The sequence below is a fragment of the uncultured Bacteroides sp. genome (assembly GCF_910586915.1).
Taxonomy (GTDB): Bacteria; Bacteroidota; Bacteroidia; order Bacteroidales; family Bacteroidaceae; genus Bacteroides.
In genome coordinates, this window is the sequence record NZ_CAJULN010000045.1 from 1 (window position 1) to 20,483 (window position 20,483).

Consider the following 20,483-nt stretch of genomic DNA (forward strand, 5'->3'; position numbering starts at 1 on the left):
AAACGTTCTACCATTTATGTCAGTCTTGAGCCTTGCTCCCACTACGGAAAAACTCCGCCGTGTGCCGATTTAATCATTGAGAAACAAATTCCGCGCATTGTCATAGGTTGCCAGGACCCTTTTTCAGAGGTAGCCGGACGAGGTATCCGAAAACTACGGAATGCAGGACGAGAAGTCACAGTGGGAGTACTGAAAGAAGAGTGCAAACATCTGATTCGGCGTTTTATTAGTTTCAATACCCTGCATCGTCCCTTCATTACACTGAAATGGGCAGAATCGGCAGACCGCTTCATTGACACAGTACGTACCGACGGCACACCAGTGATACTCTCCTCTCCACTCACCTCCATGTTAGTACACAAAAAAAGAGCAGAAGCCGACGCCATCATGGTAGGCAGACGAACCGCCCTATTAGACAACCCATCCCTGACTGTACGCAACTGGTATGGACACAATCCGATACGTATCGCATTAGACCGTGCCTTGTCACTTCCAAATGATTTACAAATATTCGACGGAGAGACTCCAACATTCATCTTTACAGAGCAAGAACGGCCGAAAAAGAAAAACGTCACTTACATCAACATTGATTTCAGCCATAACCCGTTGACACAAATAATGAAAGAACTGTATCAACGGAAGATTCAATCGTTATTAGTGGAAGGAGGGAGCCAATTACTACAATCTTTCATTGATAGCGCATTGTGGGATGAAATATTTATCGAAAAATGCCCAGACAGGTTATATTCCGGTGTCAAAGCCCCCGAAATAAGCGATAAATTCAGTTATTCGACAGAAGAACACTTCGGCAGACAGATTTGGCATTACGTTCACCAAGATTAGCTAAAACAGTCCTATTCAAAGAGTTTTACGTCTATAAAAACAGTGTTATTATCTATAATTTTATATAAAACTTGCCGGTATTGTTCATTATCGGAAAAAATGTTCCTATTTTTGCAACTTGTAAATAAACACAATCTTTCAAATGAGAATAAAGTTTTTATCATTCATTGCGAGTTTTTTCATAGTGTCATTCGTTATAACGTCATGCCTTGATGACAATAATAACATCGAATACAGCCCGGATGCAACTATACACGCATTCAGCCTTGACACAATCGGTTATGGAATAACTTATAAATTCACAATCGACCAACAAAAAGGTGAAATCTATAATGAGGACTCTCTCCCAGTCCGTGCCGATACCATTATCGACAAGATTCTAATCACAACATTGACTACAACTTCCGGTGTAGTTACAATGAAAGACCAAAACGATAAGGATTCCATTATCAATATCAATGACTCCATAGACCTTCGCAAACCATTAAAAATTAAAGTGTGGTCGACGGAAGCATTGGCAGGTACATCTCCCAACAAGACAAAAGATTATACCATCACAGTACGGGTTCATAAACATGACCCGGATTCGTTGAAATGGAACAACATAGGAACCATTAATAACAATATTACGAAAGAGCAAAAGTCTGTTTATTTTAACAATGAGGTTTTTACATACTCGATGGAAAACAATAAGTTGAAAGTATATACCAGCAGTAACTTCATCGACTGGACAACAAGTACAGTAGAAGAATTTAATAAACTCCCCAATTCAATCATTGTCCTAAAAGAGATGATATTAGCTACTGTAGATAATAAAGTATATAGTTCAACCAATGGAAAAAGTTGGACTGTTTCCGATAAATTCTCCGATGGAGTAATTACATTTATTTCACGGCTGCCCTTCTACAATAAAAAAGATGCAGAAGCAGAAACCGTAGATTATAAAATAACCTATATAAAAGAAAAGGATGGAAAAAGATACTTCTATTCCGTTGATGAATCTGATTTTGTAGAAAACAAACCAGAAGGCGAAGGAGAAGTAAGTGCACGTTTTCCTATTGACAACATTTCATACGCTACTTTCAAAAAAGGAAATAAATATCAAAACGTTGTAGTAGGAAAACACAATCCGGAGATAAAGATAACTGTAAACGACAAAGAAGTTCCGGTTACAGTTACATGGGGATATGACGGAGAAAGATGGGTAGAAATAGGTACGACTTCTACTACCGGTTATTGTCCTGGTTTTAAATATCCGACCATCATCTATTACAATAATCTGTTATATATCTGGGGAGAAAAGTTCGAATCCATTTATGTATCCGACAGCGAAGGCTTTGCATGGAAGCAAGCCAACAGAAAGTTCTCATTCCCAAAATACGATTGGAATCAAGCTACAGCCGCAACTTCCACTCCATCCATACCTGAATTCAGAGGAAGAATACAATATTCTGCAATACAAGACGAAAACAATCAATATATATATATATTGTTCGGTAAAGAAGCCAATGTTACTTTTGAAGAAACGGTAGAGAAGGAAGAGGAGGAAGACAAGACGAAAGCTACTACCACCGTGACACGTACATACAGTCATGACTCAGAAGTTTGGCGCGGACGTCTGAACCAATTATGGTTTGACTTAGCTCCGAAACACGCCGGTCAATAATAACACCCATACGTTTAAAATAAAGTGATGTCTTATATAGTTCAAATAGATAAAACCCGAATACCTCAACACGTAGCCATCATTATGGACGGTAACGGACGCTGGGCAAAGCAACGAGGAAAAGAACGCACTTATGGTCACCATGCAGGCGCAGAAACGGTACAAAGAATTACCGAAGACGCAGCCCGCTTAGGAGTGAAGTATTTGACTTTATACACCTTTTCTACCGAGAATTGGAGTCGACCGCAGAGAGAAATAGCTGCTTTGATGAGTTTGCTGTTAGATTCTATCAAGGAAGAGACGTTGATGAAAAACAATATCCGCTTCGAGGTTATCGGTGATTTCAAGAAATTGCCGGACGAGGTTCAAGAATGCCTGTCATCGTGTATAAAGCATACTGCCGGAAATACAGGAATGTGCCTGGTATTGGCTCTCAGCTATTCTTCCCGTTGGGAAATAACTGAAGCTGTCCGACAAATAGCAATGCAGATAAAAGAAGGAGAACTGTCTCCCGAGCAAATAACAGACGAATGCATCATCTCTCATCTGGAAACCAAATCTATGCCCGATCCGGATTTATTAATCCGCACGGGAGGAGAAATCCGATTAAGCAACTACCTACTATGGCAATGTGCTTATTCGGAACTTTATTTTTGTGATACCTTCTGGCCCGACTTCGATACAGAAGAATTTTACAAAGCTATCTACGAATACCAGCAACGTGAGCGCCGTTTCGGCAAGACCAGTGAACAAATCAGCTAACATAATTCGAAACATCAAATTATAACATAAATGCATTATCGTATTTCCTTTATATTCATAACGTTTATCTGCCTGTGCTGCTTTGCGACAACAGGTATTGCGCAAAATGCCAGCACCGATGAAGATTCGAAACCTGTCATCCTATACTCCGGCACACCCAAAAAGTATGAGATAGCGGACATCAAGGTTGAAGGTGTGAAGAACTACGAAGATTATGTATTGGTTGGACTATCCGGTCTGTCGGTAGGACAAACAATTAGTGTGCCGGGCGATGAAATCACCGGAGCAATCAAGCGTTATTGGCGTCATGGTCTGTTCTCAAACGTACAAATCACGGCCGAGAAAATCGAAGGCAACAAAATCTGGTTAAAAATTAACCTGACACAACGTCCGCGTATATCTGAAGTACACTATTATGGTGTGAAGAAATCCGAGCGTACGGATTTGGAAGGTAAATTGGGTATGGCAAAAGGATTGCAGATTACTCCGCATACCATAAACCGTGCCAAGACTTTAATCAAGCGCTACTTTGACGATAAGGGATTTAAGAATGCAGAAGTCATCATCTCACAAAAAGATGACTCTTCCAACGAAAACCAGGTAATTGTCGACATTAATATCGACAAGAAAGAAAAAATCAAAGTCCACGAGATTCAGATTGCCGGCAATACTGCTATCAAAGACTCCAAGCTGAAACGGGTAATGAAAAAGACCAATGAGAAAGGTAAACTTATCAACCTCTTCCGCACTAAGAAATTCGTACCCGAAAACTACGAAGCGGATAAGCAGCTCATCATTGACAAGTATAACGAGTTGGGATATCGTGATGCTACGATTATCCAGGATAGTATCGCCCAATTCGATGAAAAGACAGTCAACGTATATCTGAACATAGACGAAGGACAGAAGTATTATCTGCGCAATGTGACCTGGGTGGGCAACACGCTTTATCCTTCCGAACAGCTGGATTTCCTGCTTCGCATGAAGAAGGGAGATGTCTACAACCAGACATTGCTGAACGAGCGTATCTCTACGGACGACGATGCAATCGGTAACTTATACTACAATAACGGTTACCTGTTCTATAACCTCGACCCGGTGGAAGTGAACATTGTAGGTGACTCCATTGACCTCGAAATGAGAATTTTTGAAGGCCGCCAGGCTACTATCAATAAAATCAACATCAGTGGTAACGACCGTTTGTATGAAAACGTTGTCCGTCGTGAACTTTTTATCCGTCCGGGACAGTTGTTCAGCAAAGACCACCTGATGCGCTCGTTACGTGAAATCCAGCAGATGGGACACTTTGACCCGGAAAACCTGCAACCGGATATCCAGCCGGACCCGATAAACGGAACTGTCGATATAGGCTTGCCGTTGACTTCCAAAGCAAACGACCAGGTAGAATTCTCTGCCGGTTGGGGACAAACTGGTATCATCGGTAAGTTGAGTTTGAAGTTCACCAACTTCTCTGTAGCCAATCTGCTTCATCCGGGTGAAAACTACCGTGGTATCTTACCGCAGGGCGACGGACAGACTTTGACCGTCAGCGGACAAACGAATGCGAAATACTACCAATCCTACAGTATTTCATTCTTCGACCCCTGGTTTGGAGGAAAACGCCCGAACTCATTCTCCGTATCGGCATTCTTCTCCGTACAGACGGATATCAGCAGCCGTTGGTACAACGACAGCTATTTCAGCAACTACTACAACAGCCTTTACAGCGGTTATGGCGGCTACGGTATGTACAACTACAACAATTACAACAACTACGAAAACTATTACGACCCCGACAAATCAATCAAGATGTGGGGACTTTCGATGGGTTGGGGTAAACGTCTGAAATGGCCCGACGACTACTTCACCCTGTCGGCAGAGTTGGCCTATCAACGTTATAACTTGAGAGACTGGCAATACTTCCCGGTGACCAACGGCAAATGTAACGACCTGAGCCTTTCTTTGACTTTGGCACGTAACTCCATCGACAACCCGATTTTCCCGCGCGTAGGTTCCGACTTCTCGTTGTCTGTGCAAATTACGCCTCCTTATTCACTGATGGATGGCAAAGATTACAAAGGATATTATAGCAATCCTGAGACCGGAAGCATAACCCAAGAGAACATGAACAAGCTCCACAGATGGATAGAATACCACAAATGGAAGTTCAAAGCCAAAACCTATACTCCGCTAATGGACTACATTGCGCATCCTAAATGTCTTGTATTGATGACGCGTACCGAGTTCGGTCTGTTGGGCCACTACAACCAATACAAGAAATCGCCGTTCGGTACTTTCGACGTCGGCGGTGACGGTATGACCAGTTATTCAACCTATGCAACAGAAAGCATCGCCCTGCGCGGTTACGAAAACAGCTCATTGACCCCGTATCGTTCCGAAGGTTATGCATACGCCCGTCTGGGTATCGAACTAAGATATCCGCTGATGCTCGAAACAAGTACCAACATTTATGTGTTAGGTTTCCTGGAAGCGGGTAATGCATGGCACGATATCAAGAAATTCAATCCGTTCGAGTTGAAACGTTCCGCCGGTCTCGGTGTACGTATCTTCTTGCCGATGATTGGTATGATGGGTATCGACTGGGCTTACGGTTTCGACAAAGTGTTCGGTTCCAAACAATATGGCGGAAGTCAATTCCACTTTATTTTAGGACAAGAATTCTAATTGTATCACAAAAAACCAAACGTTATGAGAAAATCTGTTCTATTAATCATGTTGCTGTTTGCAGTCGGCCTGGCGGCAAACGCACAGAAATTCGCACTGATCGATACGGAATATATCATGAAAAATATTCCAGTTGCCCAAAAAGCCAACGAGCAAATGCAAACGGCCACGAAGAGATACCAGGGCGAAGTGGAAGCGCTGGCAAGGGAAGCACAAAGGATGTTTCAAGACTATCAAGCGAAATCTTCAGCTCTTTCCGCCACCCAAAGGACAAAGAAAGAAGACGAAATCGTAGCCAAAGAAAAAGAAGCAGCCGAACTGAAACGCAAATACTTCGGTCCCGAAGGTGAACTGGCGAAGTTGAGAGACCGGCTGCTGACTCCTATTCAGGACGATATTTACGAAGCCGTGAAAGCCGTATCGCAACAACACGGATACGACATGGTAGTAGACAGAGCCTCTGCGGCAGGTATAATTTTTGCACATCCTCGTATAGATATCAGCGATGAAATACTAAGAAAATTAGGATATTCAAATTAATTTCATACATTTGCAGCAAGAAACAACTAAAAATCATTCAAAATAAATTATAGAACTATGCTTAAAAAAATTGCACTTGTAGTATTGCTTGCACTCCCAATGGGTGTATTTGCACAAAACCTGAAATTCGGTCATATCAATGCACAGGAAATCATCACTGTGATGCCCGAATTCGCCAAAGCTCAATCTGACATTCAAGCACTGGAAAAACAGCTTATGGACGAACTTCAGAGAACCCAGGAAGAATTCAACAAGAAATACCAGGAATTCCAACAGGCAATTGCCAAAGACTCCCTTCCCGCCAACATTGCCGAAAGAAGACAAAAAGAGTTGCAGGACATGATGCAGAGACAAGAACAATTCCAGCAGGAAGCACAACAGCAGATGGTGAAAGCACAAAATGATGCGATGGCTCCTATCTATAAAAAGTTGGACGATGCTATCAAAGCGGTTGGAGCAGCCGAAGGAGTGATTTACATCTTCGACCTTGCAAGAACTCCGATTCCTTACGTGAACGAAGCACAAAGCATCAACTTGACCAACAAAATCAAAGCACATCTTGGTATCAAATAAAGACCGTTCACCAAGAACAGGAAAATAAGAAAGAGAAAGCGCAAGAAGTTCATACTTCTTGCGCTTTCTCTTTTTTTGGCGTACATTTGCGTATGTAAAACTCCGTATATTATGAAGCAACATCTATCACAGATACCCGGCCCTATCGGTGTGTTCGACTCTGGCTACGGCGGTCTGACCATTCTGGACAAGATAAGAGAGGTACTGCCGGAATACGACTACATCTACCTGGGCGACAATGCGCGCGCGCCCTACGGGCCACGTTCTTTCGAGGTTGTATATGAATTTACCCGACAAGCCGTCAGCAAACTGTTTGAGATGGGATGCCACTTGGTTATATTGGCCTGCAACACAGCCTCCGCCAAAGCCCTGCGCAGCATTCAAATGAACGACCTGCCGGCCATCGACCCGTCGCGCCGTGTGCTTGGAGTTATCCGTCCTACGGTAGAGTGCGTGGGAGCCATCAGCAGAAACCGCCACATCGGCGTACTGGCAACAGCAGGAACCATCAAATCCGAATCCTATCCATTGGAGATACACAAGCTGTTTCCCGACATACAGGTGAGCGGGGAAGCGTGTCCCATGTGGGTTCCGTTGGTCGAGAACAACGAATATCAAAACGAAGGGGCCGATTATTTCATCCGCAAATACATCGACCGGTTACTTTCAAAAGACCCGCAGATAGACACCGTAATTCTCGGATGTACACACTTTCCGCTCCTTCTCCCCAAAATACGGCAATACATTGCCAAAGACATCAACGTTGTCGCACAAGGCGAATATGTGGCGGAAAGTCTGAAAGACTACCTGAAAAGACATCCCGAAATGGAAGCCAAATGCACGAAAAGCGGAAATTGCCAATTTTATACGACGGAAGCCGAAGAGAAATTCTCGGAATCGGCGTCCACCTTCTTAAACCGGCAGATAAGCGTAAAACGCATCGCGCTCGAATAAACATTATCCCCCGTTTTACGGCGCTGTATGACCGATTTGCAGCGCATATATATCCTATTTCTACGGTATATATCTCCTGCGTGCAGCATCTATATGTCCTACCTCCAGCACATATAGATGCTGCACGCAGGAGATATATGCGCTGTAACCTGTTGATTATTAAGCTAAAAATTCGTCATTCGACAGATACGGGCGGGAAGGCCTACGGACAAAATTCAGACAGACTCTAACCATTCGCCCTCCTTTTTTGTTATATGTATAAACAGAAACCCTTAACACCATCAAATCATGAAAGAAGAAGATTACAGCAAGTCGGTAGAAGTATTCTCCGGTTCTCCGTGGGAAGCCGAAATCATCAAGGGATTGTTGGAAAGCAACGACGTTCTCTGCGTTGTCAAAGACGGAATTATGGGAACACTTGCTCCCTACATCGCTCCCACCGTCTCGGTTCTCGTCACCGAAGAGAAATACGAAACGGCTATGGAACTTATCAGAACCCGAAACGGCCAGGAGAACGACTGATACAAACCCCATCCTTCGCGGCGGCGTGTCGCATAGCGGAGGTGAAAATGCGGAGCTGCCTGTTCCATTGTCCGCCTTTTCTGTAACAGGCTAAAAAGATAATTCTTTTCGGCCTGTTTCAGTTACATATCGACAAAAAGTTCTATATTTGTGATTTCAAATCGTTAGCAATAATGAAACAGGAATTTACACGCATCGCAGTAAAGGTAGGGAGCAACGTACTGGCACGTCGCGACGGCACACTGGACGTCACCCGTATGTCGGCACTCGTAGACCAAATTGCCGAATTGCACAAAGCCGGCGTGGAAGTCATCATGATTTCTTCGGGCGCCGTTGCCTCCGGACGCAGTGAGATACACCCGCAAAAGCGACTCGATAGTGTAGACCAACGCCAACTGTTCTCCGCCGTCGGACAGGCCAAACTGATAAACCGCTACTACGAACTGTTTCGCGAACACGGCATCGCAGTGGGACAGATATTGACGACGAAAGAGAATTTCGGAACCCGCCGCCACTACCTGAATCAAAAGAACTGCATGACGGTGATGCTCGAGAACAAGGTCATCCCCATAGTCAATGAAAACGATACCATCTCCGTCACCGAACTGATGTTCACGGACAACGACGAACTGTCCGGGCTTATCGCTTCCATGATGGACGCCCAAGCGCTTATCATCCTGAGCAACATCGACGGCATATACAACGGCTCTCCCGCCGACCCCACCTCTGCTGTCATTCGCGAAATCGGGCGCGGCGAAGACTTGTCCGACTACATCCAGGCTTCCAAATCCGGTTTCGGGCGGGGCGGTATGCTGACAAAGACCAATATCGCCCGCAAAGTGGCCGACGAAGGCATCACCGTCATCATCGCCAACGGCAAACGCGACCACATCCTGCCCGACCTGCTGCAACACCCCGAAACAACGCTTTGCACCCGCTTCACTCCCGCCGACGAACCGGTGTCGAGTGTAAAGAAATGGATTGCCCACAGCGGAGGCTTTGCCAAAGGCGAAATTCACATCAATCCATGCGCAACCGAGGTGTTGAATTCGGAAAAGGCAGTGAGCATACTCCCCATCGGGATTACCCGCATCGAAGGAGAATTTGAGAAAGACGACATCGTGCGTATCATAGACTTCCGTGGAAACCGGATAGGCATAGGAAAAGTGAACTGCGACTCGAAGCAGGCGCAAGAAACTGCTGGCAAGCACGGAAAGAAACCCGTCGTACACTACGACTATCTGTATATCGAATAAGAATATCGACCGAATATGACTACGAACTTGAACAGACTCTTTGCAGCCGTACAAGCAGCAAGCCGGAAATTGGCTTTACTGACCGACGACACCATCAACCGGGTTTTGAACGCAGTGGCCGATGCAGCAGTGGCGGAAGCGTCCTTCATCCTTGCCGAAAATGAAAAAGACCTCGCACGGATGGACAACAACGACCCGAAATACGACCGCCTGAAATTGACGGAAAAGCGTCTGAAAGGAATTGCAGCCGACATACGCAGCGTCGCCACCCTCCCTTCCCCTTTGGGCAAAGTGCTGAAAGAGACCGTCCGCCCCAACGGAATGAGGTTGACCCAAGTCAGCGTCCCCTTCGGAGTGATAGGAATTATCTACGAAGCACGCCCCAATGTCAGTTTCGATGTATTCTCGCTATGCCTGAAGAGTGGAAACGCCTGCATCCTGAAAGGTGGAAGCGATGCGGATTGCTCCAACCGCGCCATCATCAGCGTCGTACACGAAGTATTGAGAAAGTTCAATATCAATCCACACATCGCAGCACTGCTGCCCGCCGACAGGGAAGCCACGGCAGCACTGCTCAATGCAACAGGCTATGTCGACTTGATTATTCCCCGAGGAAGCAGCAGCCTCATCCGCTTTGTACGCGAAACAGCCCGGATTCCCGTCATTGAGACAGGGGCGGGAATCTGCCATACTTACTTCGACGAGTTTGGCGACACGGACAAGGGCGCGGCTATCATCCACAACGCCAAGACGCGCAGAGTCAGCGTATGCAACGCGCTGGACTGCACCATCGTGCATGAGAAAAGAGTGTCGGAACTTCCCGCCCTTTGCGGAAAGCTGCAAGAGAGCAACGTGATTATTTATGCAGACTCCCCGGCCTACCGGGCCTTAGAAGGACATTACCCTGCCCATCTTCTGAGCCCTGCAACAAAAGAGAGTTTCGGCACCGAATTCTTAGACTACAAAATGGCTGTCAAGACCGTAAGAAGTTTCGATGAAGCCATCGGGCATATCCGGGAAAACAGCTCCAAGCACAGCGAATGCATCGTCACGGAAAACAAAGAGCGCGCTGCCCTGTTTGCAAAAGTCGTAGACGCCGCTTGCGTATATACGAACGTATCCACTGCTTTCACCGACGGAACACAATTCGGCTTAGGGGCGGAGATAGGCATCAGCACACAGAAACTTCATGCACGCGGCCCGATGGGACTGGAAGAGATAACCACCTGCAAATGGCTCATCGAAGGAGACGGACAGACGAGATGGCAATAAGCAGAAGCCGCCAACAATTAAACGAAAACAAATAACAATCAATTAATTATAAAAGGAAAAAAATGAAGAAATTTACTTGCGTACAAGACATCGGCGATTTAAAATCGGCCCTTGCAGAAGCATTCGAGATTAAAAAGGAGCGTTTCAAATATGTAGAATTGGGCAGGAACAAGACATTGATGATGATATTCTTCAACTCCAGCCTGCGCACCCGCCTCAGCACACAGAAGGCAGCCCTCAACTTAGGGATGAATGTCATTGTGCTCGACATCAACCAGGGAGCCTGGAAGCTGGAGACCGAACGGGGTGTCATCATGGACGGCGACAAGCCCGAACACCTGTTGGAAGCCATCCCCGTGATGGGATGTTATTGCGACTTAATTGGCGTACGCTCCTTCGCCCGCTTCGAGAGCCGCGACTTCGACTATCAGGAAACCATCCTGAATCAGTTTATCAAGTATTCGGGACGTCCCGTGTTCTCGATGGAAGCCGCCACACGTCATCCGTTGCAGAGTTTCGCCGACCTGATTACCATTGAGGAGTATAAGAAAACGGCACGCCCGAAAGTGGTGCTTACTTGGGCGCCGCATCCGCGTCCGTTGCCGCAGGCTGTACCAAACTCTTTTGCCGAATGGATGAATGCCACCGACTATGACTTTGTCATCACCCACCCCGAAGGCTACGAATTGGCTCCCGAATTTGTAGGAAACGCGCAAGTGGAATACAACCAGATGAAGGCTTTCGAAGGTGCCGACTTCATCTACGCCAAGAACTGGGCTGCCTACTCGGGCGACAACTACGGACAAATATTGAGCAAAGACCGCAACTGGACAGTGAGCGACCGCCAGATGGCAGTGACCAACAATGCTTACTTCATGCATTGCCTGCCGGTGCGCCGCAACATGATTGTAACGGACGATGTCATCGAAAGCCCGCAATCCATCGTTATCCCGGAAGCCGCTAACCGCGAAATCTCGGCAACAGTAGTTCTGAAAAGATTATTAGAAAACCTATAATACCATGCGTACAAACAAATTCATGACCGTCGTTTTGCTAAGCCTGTTCCTCACAGGCTTTGCAAGCGCGCAGCAAAAGGCTCCGCAAGTGATAAAAACGGAACCGCAATTAGAGGACATCTTCAATGTATTGGAAGCGATGGATACCCACCTCTTCCGATTCGACTTGAAAGAATTCCTGAACAAAGTCTACACCGCCAACGTCTACATTGACGAGTACAATGCAGACCAGTCGCCCAAGCGGGTGCACACCATCCGCCTGGGCAACAACATCAATTCGCTGGACGAAGTACCGGAAGAACATCGCCAAGGATTCCGCAAAATAAAAAACATTCCGGAAGGGAAAAACGAATGGGAAGCCATCAAGGAATTGTCACTCTATCTCCGCAAGTCTAACGACTCTACTGCCATCTGCACCATCAACATACCGGACGGAATACGGAGCGGAGCACCGCTCAAACTGAAACCGATAGAGAAATACAATCATTATATTTATTATCCGCGCCCGTTCAAAACTCAAGAGATAACAGACACGGAACATTTCAAAATACCATTGGTGCTGTACGGTTCGGCCTGGTTGGATAAGAAATACGATGTCATCCGCTTCTGTGGAGAAAGGGAAATAGACCCGGAGATGAAAGCCGAGATTCTCCAATATCTACCTTCTTATTTCGTAATAGGAATAGAATTCAAAGCCAAAGAGACAACAGCGAATCAATAACGTGAATCCGATATAAGCAAGAGTTACCGAATTCTCCTCCTTCTGAAAGGAATACCTGCCAGAAGGAGATGACAGGTAAGCACACAAGCACCTTGCATCCAATCCCCTAACGCTCTATCTCCTTACCGGCTTCCTGCCAGGAGTTGAATCCATTCTTGAGTTCAAAGACCTTATACCCTTTCTCTCCCAAAATAGCCGCCGCTTTCTTGCTCCGTTTTCCGCTACGGCAATACACAGCTACCGGCTTCTCTTTCTGCAACAATGAATCCGCCATAGCCGCAAAGGAATCATCCATCACGTTGATATTAATCGTTTTGGTGATATGCCCTTCCGAATATTCCGCCAGCGTACGGACATCCAAGCGCTGTATCTCCTCATTCTGAATAAGCACATCGAACTCCTCTACATTCATTGATTTAAACTCCCCCTTCTGCTGGCAAGCGAAAAGAGAAGAAAGAAAGAAAAATACTCCCACAGTCAGTTGGTTTACTTTAAACATATGCACTCAATTATTCAGTTCAGTTCCGGAGTGTAATCAAATCCGGGATTACAATACTTATCGGACAATTCTGCCGAACCGTCTTTGCCGTACGTACCATATTTAAATTTAATATTTACCGTCCGGCCGGGATTCGCCGCGTCCGCATATTTCGCCAAAGGGACAGAAACATAGGCACGACGATTGTAATATTCCGCGTCGTTGTCCGCATCGTGATACAATAACAGATTCACAATGCCTTTTGTTTCCAGTTCGGAGATATCTTCCACGATGCCGATGGTGTGCCCCTTGCCGGTGCTTACTTTCAGATTCAGAATCATATTCAGATAATCCCGTCCAAGCCAAATGCTCACCATCTCTACGGGGTCTGTCTTGATGCCCTCTTTATAAGCCTCATCCTCTTCCGGCTTAGGCTCGGGCGTCAGAAGTGCTTGCAGAGAATAAATCGCGGCGCCACCCGGCAGCACTTCGTAATTACTCATCACACGCCTGGAAGTATTGGGAGAGATGACCGAATCCGTGTAGTCTTGCAAAACAGGCAAGGCCTCCCCCTTATCGGGAAGAAGTGTCTGTATGCTACCATCTCCTCCGGCTTCTACCGTAACAAATTCGAGTCTCACCGAAGGATAATAATAGTCGTCATCCGCACAGGCAGCCATCAGTAGAAGCAATCCCCACAACCAAGCAAGATGCAATGTTCCTCTTCTCATCGGCAAGCAGCTAAATGGTTCACCAACGGATTGGAATACATCAGCAACAACTTCTCACGCAAAAACGCTTCGTCTTTATTCGGAATGTCTATCTTGCTTAATTGCTGTTCGATATAGTTCATAAACTGCTGTTTCTCTTCTACGGTGTAGTGAGATGCAAATTCCGTTGTACCGTTGAGCCAGTCGTACGCAACGTAATTGCCCGAGTAAAGGCGGTAGTTGCTATGGATGCGGCGGTCGATGCAGGCAGAGATACGTGCAAACAGTTCGGGTTTCGGCAACAAACGGTCTAAGCCCTGCAACTCGTCATTCAGACAAGGCGCAACCTGGAAATGCACCCTGCCCTTATAGCCGAACAGTCCGGTCTGCATATTAATCAAATCGTCGTGGGTTGTTTTCTTATACCCTTCCACATCCCTTTTCAACTGGAATTCCTGTGCTTTCAGAAAATCACAGGGGTCGTATTCGTAAGAAATGGCAAGCGGAGCAATATTCATCTCCATCAGGCGCTCTACCGGATCGCCTTCACCTCCCATTGCCAGCATCTTCAGGACGCTGTCTTGCGTACGGTCGTTGGAGTCCTTCGCCCGTCCCTCGCGCTGCGCAATCCAAATAGACTGGTTTTTCTGCGAAATGGTGTGATGCATATAACGGGACATCCGTGCCGACGACTCAAGCATCTGCCGCATGGTCAAGGCCCGCTGCACAATAAAGGATTTGTTGACGCGAACCAGTTTCTTTATCCAGGGATAGATAAGCAGGTTGTCGCCTATCGCTATCTCAACGGTATCCATCCCCTGGTCAATCAGCAAGATGGAAAGAAAGCCCGAATCAAGGATAATGTCCCTGTGGTTCGACATATATGTATAGGCTTTGCCCTTATCCGGCAGGGCGGTATGGTCCAGCGTCAGCCCATCTGTGTGCTGCGATGCAATCTTCCACAAAATATCATAGCAGAATGTTTCCTGAAACTCCAGTTTGGTCTTGCAGGCACGCATCTTCTGTGCTAAAAGTTCAAACGGGACATGGGGGATGGCACTGGTGGCGGCTTTTTGGAAAGCCGGATCGGCAATCAGTTCCTCAAACACCTGAGGAAGTTCCTCGTCATTGTAAGGGCGAATCTCATCAAACTCTGTCAAGTCCATAACGCGATTAAAATTTGTTTTCTATAATATCGGTCATCACATCCTTTATATCCAGTCCGGCTGCGCGCACTTGCTGGGGAATAAAGCTGGTAGCGGTCATTCCCGGGGTGGTATTTACCTCAAGAAGATTAATCTTTTCGCCGGCAGTCACGATATAGTCCACACGGATGATACCGGAGCAGCCCAATATATCGTAGATAGCCGAAGTAAGTTGCTGCACCCGCCCGGTCAACTCGTCCGAGATGCGCGCGGGAGTGATTTCGTCCACCTGTCCGTTGTATTTGGCGTCGTAATCGAAGAACTCGTTGTGCGTCACCACTTCCGTAGGCGGGAAGATGACGGTTTTCTCTTTCGTCTTGTAGCAACCGCAAGTCAGTTCCATTCCTTCCATAAAGGCCTCCACAAGCACCTCTTCCGCTTCTCCGAAAGCCTTCGCGATGGCGGGCTGGATTTGTTCTTCGGTTTTCACTTTCGTAACGCCGAAGCTCGAGCCTCCCAAACTGGGCTTGATGAAGCAAGGCAACCCGATTTTTGCGACGACATCCTCGTCGGACACCGACTGCCCCCGGCGCAGCAGCAGCGATTCGGCAATGCGTACGCCGAAAGCCTTCAAATACTGGTTGCAGGCAAATTTATCGTAAGTAATAGCCGCAGCCAGTACCCCGCAACAAGAGTACGGAATACGCATCATGTCGAAATAGCCTTGCAGCCGTCCGTCCTCGCCCGGTGTGCCGTGAATGGTGATATAGGCAAAGTCGAACACCACCTTCTCCGTTCCGTGGGTAAAACTGAAATCATTTCTGTCTACCGGAACCCTGCTTCCGTCGGGCAACTGTACTTCCCAGCGGCGGCCTTCCATCTCTACAATATACAAATTATACTTTTCCTTATCGATAAAGGAATAAATGCCCTGTGCACTACGCAGGGAAACTACGATTTCGGAGGTATCGCCCCCCGCAACGATAGCGATGTTGCGTTTCATTCTAAATCTCTATTACTTATATAGCCTCTCCACTTCTCGATAAGCCGGGTCATGTCGTCCGGAAGTTCGGAAGTAAAGTGCATCTCCTCACCTGTGACGGGATGCACAAACCCCAACGTCATGGCGTGCAAAGCCTGTCGGGGACAAGTGTCAAAGCAATTGTTTACAAACTGTTTATATTTACTGAAGTGAGTACCTTTCAGTATTTCGTGGCCGCCATAACGCTCGTCGTTGAAGAGAATGTGGCCGATGTGTTTCATATGCACACGAATCTGATGCGTGCGCCCTGTCTCCAAGATGCACTCCACGAGGGTGACATATCCCATCCGTTCCAATACCCGATAATGGGTGACGGCGTACTTGCCCACGTTGGGGTCATCCATCACCGCCATCTGCATCCTGTCTTTCGGATTGCGGGCGATATTGCCGATGACGGTTCCTTCGTCCTGCTCCACCGTTCCCCATACCAGGGCACGATACCTCCGCTTGGTGGTTTTATGGAAGAACTGGTTTCCCAGATGCGTCTTGGCGTCGGGTGTTTTGGCAATCACCAACAGTCCCGAAGTGTCCTTGTCAATCCGGTGAACCAGCCCGACGTGCGGGTCGTTGGCGTCGTAATCGGGGTTGTCTTTCATGTGCCAGGCAAGGGCGTTGACGAGTGTGCCGTGATAGTTTCCGTGTCCCGGATGCACGACCAGCCCCGCAGGTTTATTCACAACCATCAGATAGGGGTCTTCATAAACAATATTCAGGGGAATATCTTCGGGAATGATTTCATTTTCATAGCGCGGACGGTCCATCATCACAGTGATGACATCCATCGGCTTCACTTTATAACTGCTCTTCACCGGTTTGCCGTTTGCCATGACAAATCCGTCCTCGGCAGCTTTCTGAATGCGGTTGCGCGAGGCGTTGACAATACGCTCGAACAGGTATTTGTCTACCCTGACCATCGTCTGCCCTTTGTCTACCACCACGCGGAAGTGTTCGTAAAGTCGGGCTTCGTCACCGACAGGTTCTATATCGTCCAAATCATTGTCCAGTTCGTCCGGAAGTTCTTCCTCTATCATGTGTGAATCTGTTTCTGCTGTTTATCAATTAAAACCAACTGTCGTCCTGGGAGGACGATGTTTCCGAGGAGACCGGTTTTCCGTTTTCGTTTTCTTCGCCGCCGAAGTCTTCCTCCTCCGTGCTTCCTGCCCCGTCGCCCACCATCAATGTGAGAGATGCGCCGAGAGGTACTTTCTCGCCTGCCGCTAACTGGCGTCCCTGGTATTTCACCCCATACACCCAGTCTTTCTCTCCGTTTACCAACTGGACTTTAGCCAGTTTGAAACCGGCACTCTGCAACTTTGCCTCGGCTTGCCGGAGGGAACTGTTGTCGGCCACATCGGGCACGGGACGCAAGGGTACTTCCTGCGTATTGACCGTCAGATAGATTGTGCGTCCTTCCTTCACTCTCTCTCCCACTTCGGGTTTCAAATCGAGGATGACGCCTGCGGCTTCGTTCTTGACATATCTGGTGTCGGACACCACACACTGCAATCCGTGGTTGCGGAACATTCCCGTAGCTTCTTCCACTGTCATTCCTTTCACATCGGGCACTACGACCGTTTCGCCGTGGCGTGTATGTACGTCGAGCCATTTCAACACGCCGAACACCAGTCCTATCACCACTACCATCATGGCGATGATATTCAGCCAAAAAAAACGATTTGTTTTAAAAGAAAAGAATTCTTTAATAGCCATCATGCATTACTACTGTTAATATGCGCCAAAGATACGACAAAAACAGGAAACAAAAAAGGCAGAAATTGAATTTTCTGCCTTTTTTGTTTCCCTGATGACAAGTGGATTACCACTTCTGTCCGTTGTACTCATCAGAAACAGTCAGTTTCTTTCTGCCTTTTGCACGACGAGCAGCCAACACTCTGCGACCGTTAGCCGTTGCCATTCTCTCACGGAAACCGTGTTTGTTTTTTCTCTTTCTGTTAGAGGGTTGAAATGTTCTTTTCATTACTGTATCTTGTTTTATGTTATTATTCTACGTAATCGGGTTGCAAAAATAGAGACTTTTTTTAAAATAACCAAGAGATAACTCATTTTTGCTCAAAAGTTTTTGTGTTTTTTACCGAATTAGATTACTTTTGCAACCGAATTCTTACGATAACTATTACATAACAATAATATAATAAACGAACAATAGCAGTTATGATTAACGCTCAAGACATCAAAAACGGAACTTGTATCCGTATGGACGGAAAGCTCTATTTCTGTATCGAATTCCTGCACGTAAAACCGGGTAAAGGTAACACTTTCATGCGCACGAAGCTGAAAGACGTAGTTAACGGATATGTCCTCGAACGCCGTTTCAACATCGGTGAGAAGCTGGAAGACGTACGCGTGGAACGCCGTCCCTACCAGTTCTTATATAAAGAAGGAGAAGATTACATCTTCATGAACCAGGAGACTTTCGACCAGCATCCCATCGCCCACGACTTAATCAACGGTGTTGACTTCCTGCTTGAAGGTATGGTATTGGATGTGGTTTCGGATGCTTCTACGGAAACCGTACTGTATGCCGATATGCCTATCAAGGTGCAGATGAAAATCACTTATACGGAACCGGGACTGAAAGGCGACACAGCTACCAACACGTTGAAGCCTGCTACCGTGGAATCGGGCGCAACCGTGCGCGTGCCTTTGTTCATCAACGAAGGTGAGACTATCGAAATCGATACCCGCGACGGTTCTTACGTAGGACGCGTGAAAGCATAATGCATCAGTTCTCCAAAATAAAAGCCGGGACTCCGAGGAGTTCCGGCTTTTATTTTGGTGTCGTCCGACAGTTATTTGTATCCCGCCGCTTTGGCAATTCTTCGCGGAATCTCGGTGTTGTCTATCTTCTCGCCGAACAGGTGCGAACCGGCTCCGATAGCGAATACGGGCACGAACCCTGCCGAGTGTCCGCCGCTTACCCAGCCTACCATAGCTATCTCGTCCATCACCTCTTTGGCACGCGCGGCCATCGGTTCGCTCTTCGAGTACATACTTTCGGCAAATACCACCTTGTTGCGTACGAACGACCGTTCGAACTCGTCGCGCAGTCTCTTCTCCTGCTCCCAAGAGAGAGGGAGCTGCTTCCAGAAACCCATCTCTTCGCCGAGGAATGTTTTCATCTCTTCCCAGGTCACCTTGTTGCTTTTCGCTTTTCTCAATTCGCTGATGCGGCGTGAGAGTCCTTCGGTAGAGTGTTTCTGATGTTGCAACGCTTTGAGGTTGAGTTCATACCTTCCCGTACCGAGCACGATTCCTCCCGTTTCGTGGTCGGCGGTGACAACAATCAGTGTCTCCTTCGGATGTTTCTTGTAGAATTCGTAGGCCACTCTAATGGCGTTGTCCATGTCCTGTACTTCACTGAACACATTGGCAACATCGTTGGCGTGGCAGGCCCAGTCGATTTTTCCACCCTCTACCATCAGGAAAAAGCCTTTGTTCTTGCCTTTGGTCAGAAAGTCGATGGCACTTTCGGTAATCTGTGCCAGTGTGAGGTCGCCCTCTTTGCGGTCGAGTGCATAAGGCAGAGAGGAGGGGTCGGCTCCTTCTTCCTGGATAAGAATCATCTTTCCGGCTTTGCCGGCTTTGGCCTTGTAGTCGTTGTAACCGCGCGCTACGGTGTATCCGGCCTCTTCGAAGATGGGGAAGATGCTGGGTGCTTCCTGCTTTTCATAAGTGGTGTTCGGCTTCAGAAAGCCGCCGCCTGCATAGAAGTCGAAAGCAGCTTTCGGCAAATCGAGAGCGATTTCGTAATACATCCCCCGGTCGGGCTGGTGTGCGTAAAAGGCGGCGGGAGTAGCGTGGTCGATGCTGACAGAGGTGGCGACACCTACTTTCTTGCCGGCCTTCCTGGCTTTTTCGGCCACTGTCTGAATGGCGTTCTTGTCCTCTCCCACCGAAATGGCATGGTTGTATGTCTTCTCTCCCGTAGCCAGTGCCGAACCTGCCGCAGCCGAGTCGGTCACGGAGTTTGTCGCAGAGAAGGTGGTTGCCATCGTGGCTACCGGAAATTGGGTGAACAGCAAAGGTTCGACGCCGATGCGTCCGTTCAACAGCTCGGCGCGGTACATCTCTGTGCCGTTCACCTGGTTCACTCCCATTCCATCGCCGATGAAATAGAATACGTACTTTGCCTGCCCGTGGGCTACCACGGAGATAAGTACAAAGCACAGTGTGTAGATTAACTTTTTCATTTCTTGGTATGTTTATTTAGTAGATTAGTAGTCTACAAAATTATATAGAAAAATCGAGTTTTTCTACACCGGCCCAATAAAAACCGA

Annotated in this window: 21 protein-coding genes; 13 read left to right on the forward strand and 8 right to left on the reverse strand. The window is 47.1% G+C overall.

Annotated elements, in window-relative coordinates; translation table 11 throughout:
* The 12 genes from ribD to QZ331_RS12355 all read left to right on the forward strand — a co-directional run.
* A partial coding sequence (gene ribD, locus QZ331_RS12300; RefSeq protein WP_294630636.1) for a bifunctional diaminohydroxyphosphoribosylaminopyrimidine deaminase/5-amino-6-(5-phosphoribosylamino)uracil reductase RibD occupies positions 1 to 843 on the forward strand: 843 nt, incomplete at its 5' end.
* Positions 844 to 985: 142 nt separating this feature from the next.
* Positions 986 to 2,509 carry a DUF6242 domain-containing protein gene (locus tag QZ331_RS12305; RefSeq protein WP_294630638.1) on the forward strand — a complete coding sequence of 508 codons (1,524 nt, stop codon included), beginning with the start codon at positions 986 to 988 and terminating at the stop codon, positions 2,507 to 2,509.
* 27 nt (positions 2,510 to 2,536) lie between these two features.
* Entirely contained in the window at positions 2,537 to 3,271 is a 735-nt protein-coding gene (locus QZ331_RS12310) for an isoprenyl transferase (protein WP_294630640.1), read from the forward strand.
* 30 nt (positions 3,272 to 3,301) lie between these two features.
* A complete protein-coding gene (locus QZ331_RS12315) occupies positions 3,302 to 5,956 on the forward strand; it encodes a POTRA domain-containing protein (RefSeq protein WP_294630642.1) in 2,655 nt (884 codons plus the stop codon).
* Positions 5,957 to 5,980: 24 nt separating this feature from the next.
* Complete coding sequence (locus QZ331_RS12320) at positions 5,981 to 6,496, forward strand: OmpH family outer membrane protein (RefSeq protein ID WP_294630644.1); 516 nt, start codon at positions 5,981 to 5,983, stop codon at positions 6,494 to 6,496.
* Between the two features lie 57 nt (positions 6,497 to 6,553).
* A complete protein-coding gene (locus QZ331_RS12325) occupies positions 6,554 to 7,069 on the forward strand; it encodes an OmpH family outer membrane protein (RefSeq protein ID WP_294630645.1) in 516 nt (171 codons plus the stop codon).
* Positions 7,070 to 7,180: 111 nt separating this feature from the next.
* On the forward strand, positions 7,181 to 8,023 hold the full coding sequence (gene murI, locus QZ331_RS12330; protein ID WP_294630647.1) for a glutamate racemase: 843 nt from the start codon (positions 7,181 to 7,183) through the stop codon (positions 8,021 to 8,023).
* 288 nt (positions 8,024 to 8,311) lie between these two features.
* A complete protein-coding gene (locus QZ331_RS12335) occupies positions 8,312 to 8,545 on the forward strand; it encodes a DUF2007-related protein (protein WP_294630649.1) in 234 nt (77 codons plus the stop codon).
* A 173-nt stretch (positions 8,546 to 8,718) separates the two neighbouring features.
* On the forward strand, positions 8,719 to 9,801 hold the full coding sequence (gene proB, locus QZ331_RS12340; RefSeq protein WP_294630651.1) for a glutamate 5-kinase: 1,083 nt from the start codon (positions 8,719 to 8,721) through the stop codon (positions 9,799 to 9,801).
* 15 nt (positions 9,802 to 9,816) lie between these two features.
* A complete protein-coding gene (locus QZ331_RS12345) occupies positions 9,817 to 11,073 on the forward strand; it encodes a glutamate-5-semialdehyde dehydrogenase (RefSeq protein WP_294630653.1) in 1,257 nt (418 codons plus the stop codon).
* Positions 11,074 to 11,135: 62 nt separating this feature from the next.
* On the forward strand, positions 11,136 to 12,089 hold the full coding sequence (locus QZ331_RS12350) for an acetylornithine carbamoyltransferase (protein ID WP_294630655.1): 954 nt from the start codon (positions 11,136 to 11,138) through the stop codon (positions 12,087 to 12,089).
* A 4-nt stretch (positions 12,090 to 12,093) separates the two neighbouring features.
* Positions 12,094 to 12,810: a DUF5041 domain-containing protein gene (locus QZ331_RS12355; protein ID WP_294630657.1), complete on the forward strand. Its 717-nt coding sequence runs from the start codon at positions 12,094 to 12,096 to the stop codon at positions 12,808 to 12,810.
* A 106-nt stretch (positions 12,811 to 12,916) separates the two neighbouring features.
* Here QZ331_RS12355 and QZ331_RS12360 read toward each other — a convergent pair whose 3' ends face one another.
* From QZ331_RS12360 to rpmH, 7 genes are all read right to left on the reverse strand, one after another.
* Complete coding sequence (locus QZ331_RS12360) at positions 12,917 to 13,309, reverse strand: rhodanese-like domain-containing protein (RefSeq protein ID WP_294630659.1); 393 nt, start codon at positions 13,307 to 13,309, stop codon at positions 12,917 to 12,919.
* Positions 13,310 to 13,323: 14 nt separating this feature from the next.
* Positions 13,324 to 14,019, reverse strand: a complete 696-nt coding sequence (locus QZ331_RS12365; RefSeq protein ID WP_294630661.1) for a NigD-like protein — start codon at positions 14,017 to 14,019, stop codon at positions 13,324 to 13,326.
* Positions 14,016 to 15,164, reverse strand: a complete 1,149-nt coding sequence (locus QZ331_RS12370; RefSeq protein WP_294630663.1) for an acyltransferase — start codon at positions 15,162 to 15,164, stop codon at positions 14,016 to 14,018. Before QZ331_RS12370 ends, QZ331_RS12365 begins: the two co-directional genes overlap by 4 nt.
* A 7-nt stretch (positions 15,165 to 15,171) precedes the next feature.
* Entirely contained in the window at positions 15,172 to 16,146 is a 975-nt protein-coding gene (locus QZ331_RS12375; protein ID WP_294630665.1) for a D-alanine--D-alanine ligase, read from the reverse strand.
* The gene (locus QZ331_RS12380) at positions 16,143 to 17,216 is read right to left on the reverse strand and encodes an RluA family pseudouridine synthase (RefSeq protein WP_294630667.1); all 1,074 of its coding nucleotides are present in this window, start codon (positions 17,214 to 17,216) and stop codon (positions 16,143 to 16,145) included. The genes QZ331_RS12375 and QZ331_RS12380 overlap by 4 nt, the downstream gene beginning before the upstream one ends.
* Before the next feature lie 28 nt (positions 17,217 to 17,244).
* Positions 17,245 to 17,895: a PASTA domain-containing protein gene (locus tag QZ331_RS12385; RefSeq protein WP_294630675.1), complete on the reverse strand. Its 651-nt coding sequence runs from the start codon at positions 17,893 to 17,895 to the stop codon at positions 17,245 to 17,247.
* Between the two features lie 106 nt (positions 17,896 to 18,001).
* Entirely contained in the window at positions 18,002 to 18,163 is a 162-nt protein-coding gene (gene rpmH, locus QZ331_RS12390) for a 50S ribosomal protein L34 (RefSeq protein ID WP_294630669.1), read from the reverse strand.
* Between the two features lie 194 nt (positions 18,164 to 18,357).
* Here rpmH and efp point away from each other — a divergent pair, with 194 nt between their 5' ends.
* Positions 18,358 to 18,924 (forward strand): elongation factor P, encoded by a 567-nt coding sequence (efp, locus tag QZ331_RS12395; RefSeq protein WP_294630671.1) that lies wholly within the window; start codon positions 18,358 to 18,360, stop codon positions 18,922 to 18,924.
* A 71-nt stretch (positions 18,925 to 18,995) separates the two neighbouring features.
* Here the strand turns inward: efp and QZ331_RS12400 are convergent, their stop codons facing one another.
* A complete protein-coding gene (locus tag QZ331_RS12400) occupies positions 18,996 to 20,396 on the reverse strand; it encodes an alkaline phosphatase (protein WP_294630673.1) in 1,401 nt (466 codons plus the stop codon).
* Positions 20,397 to 20,483 lie beyond the last annotated feature (87 nt).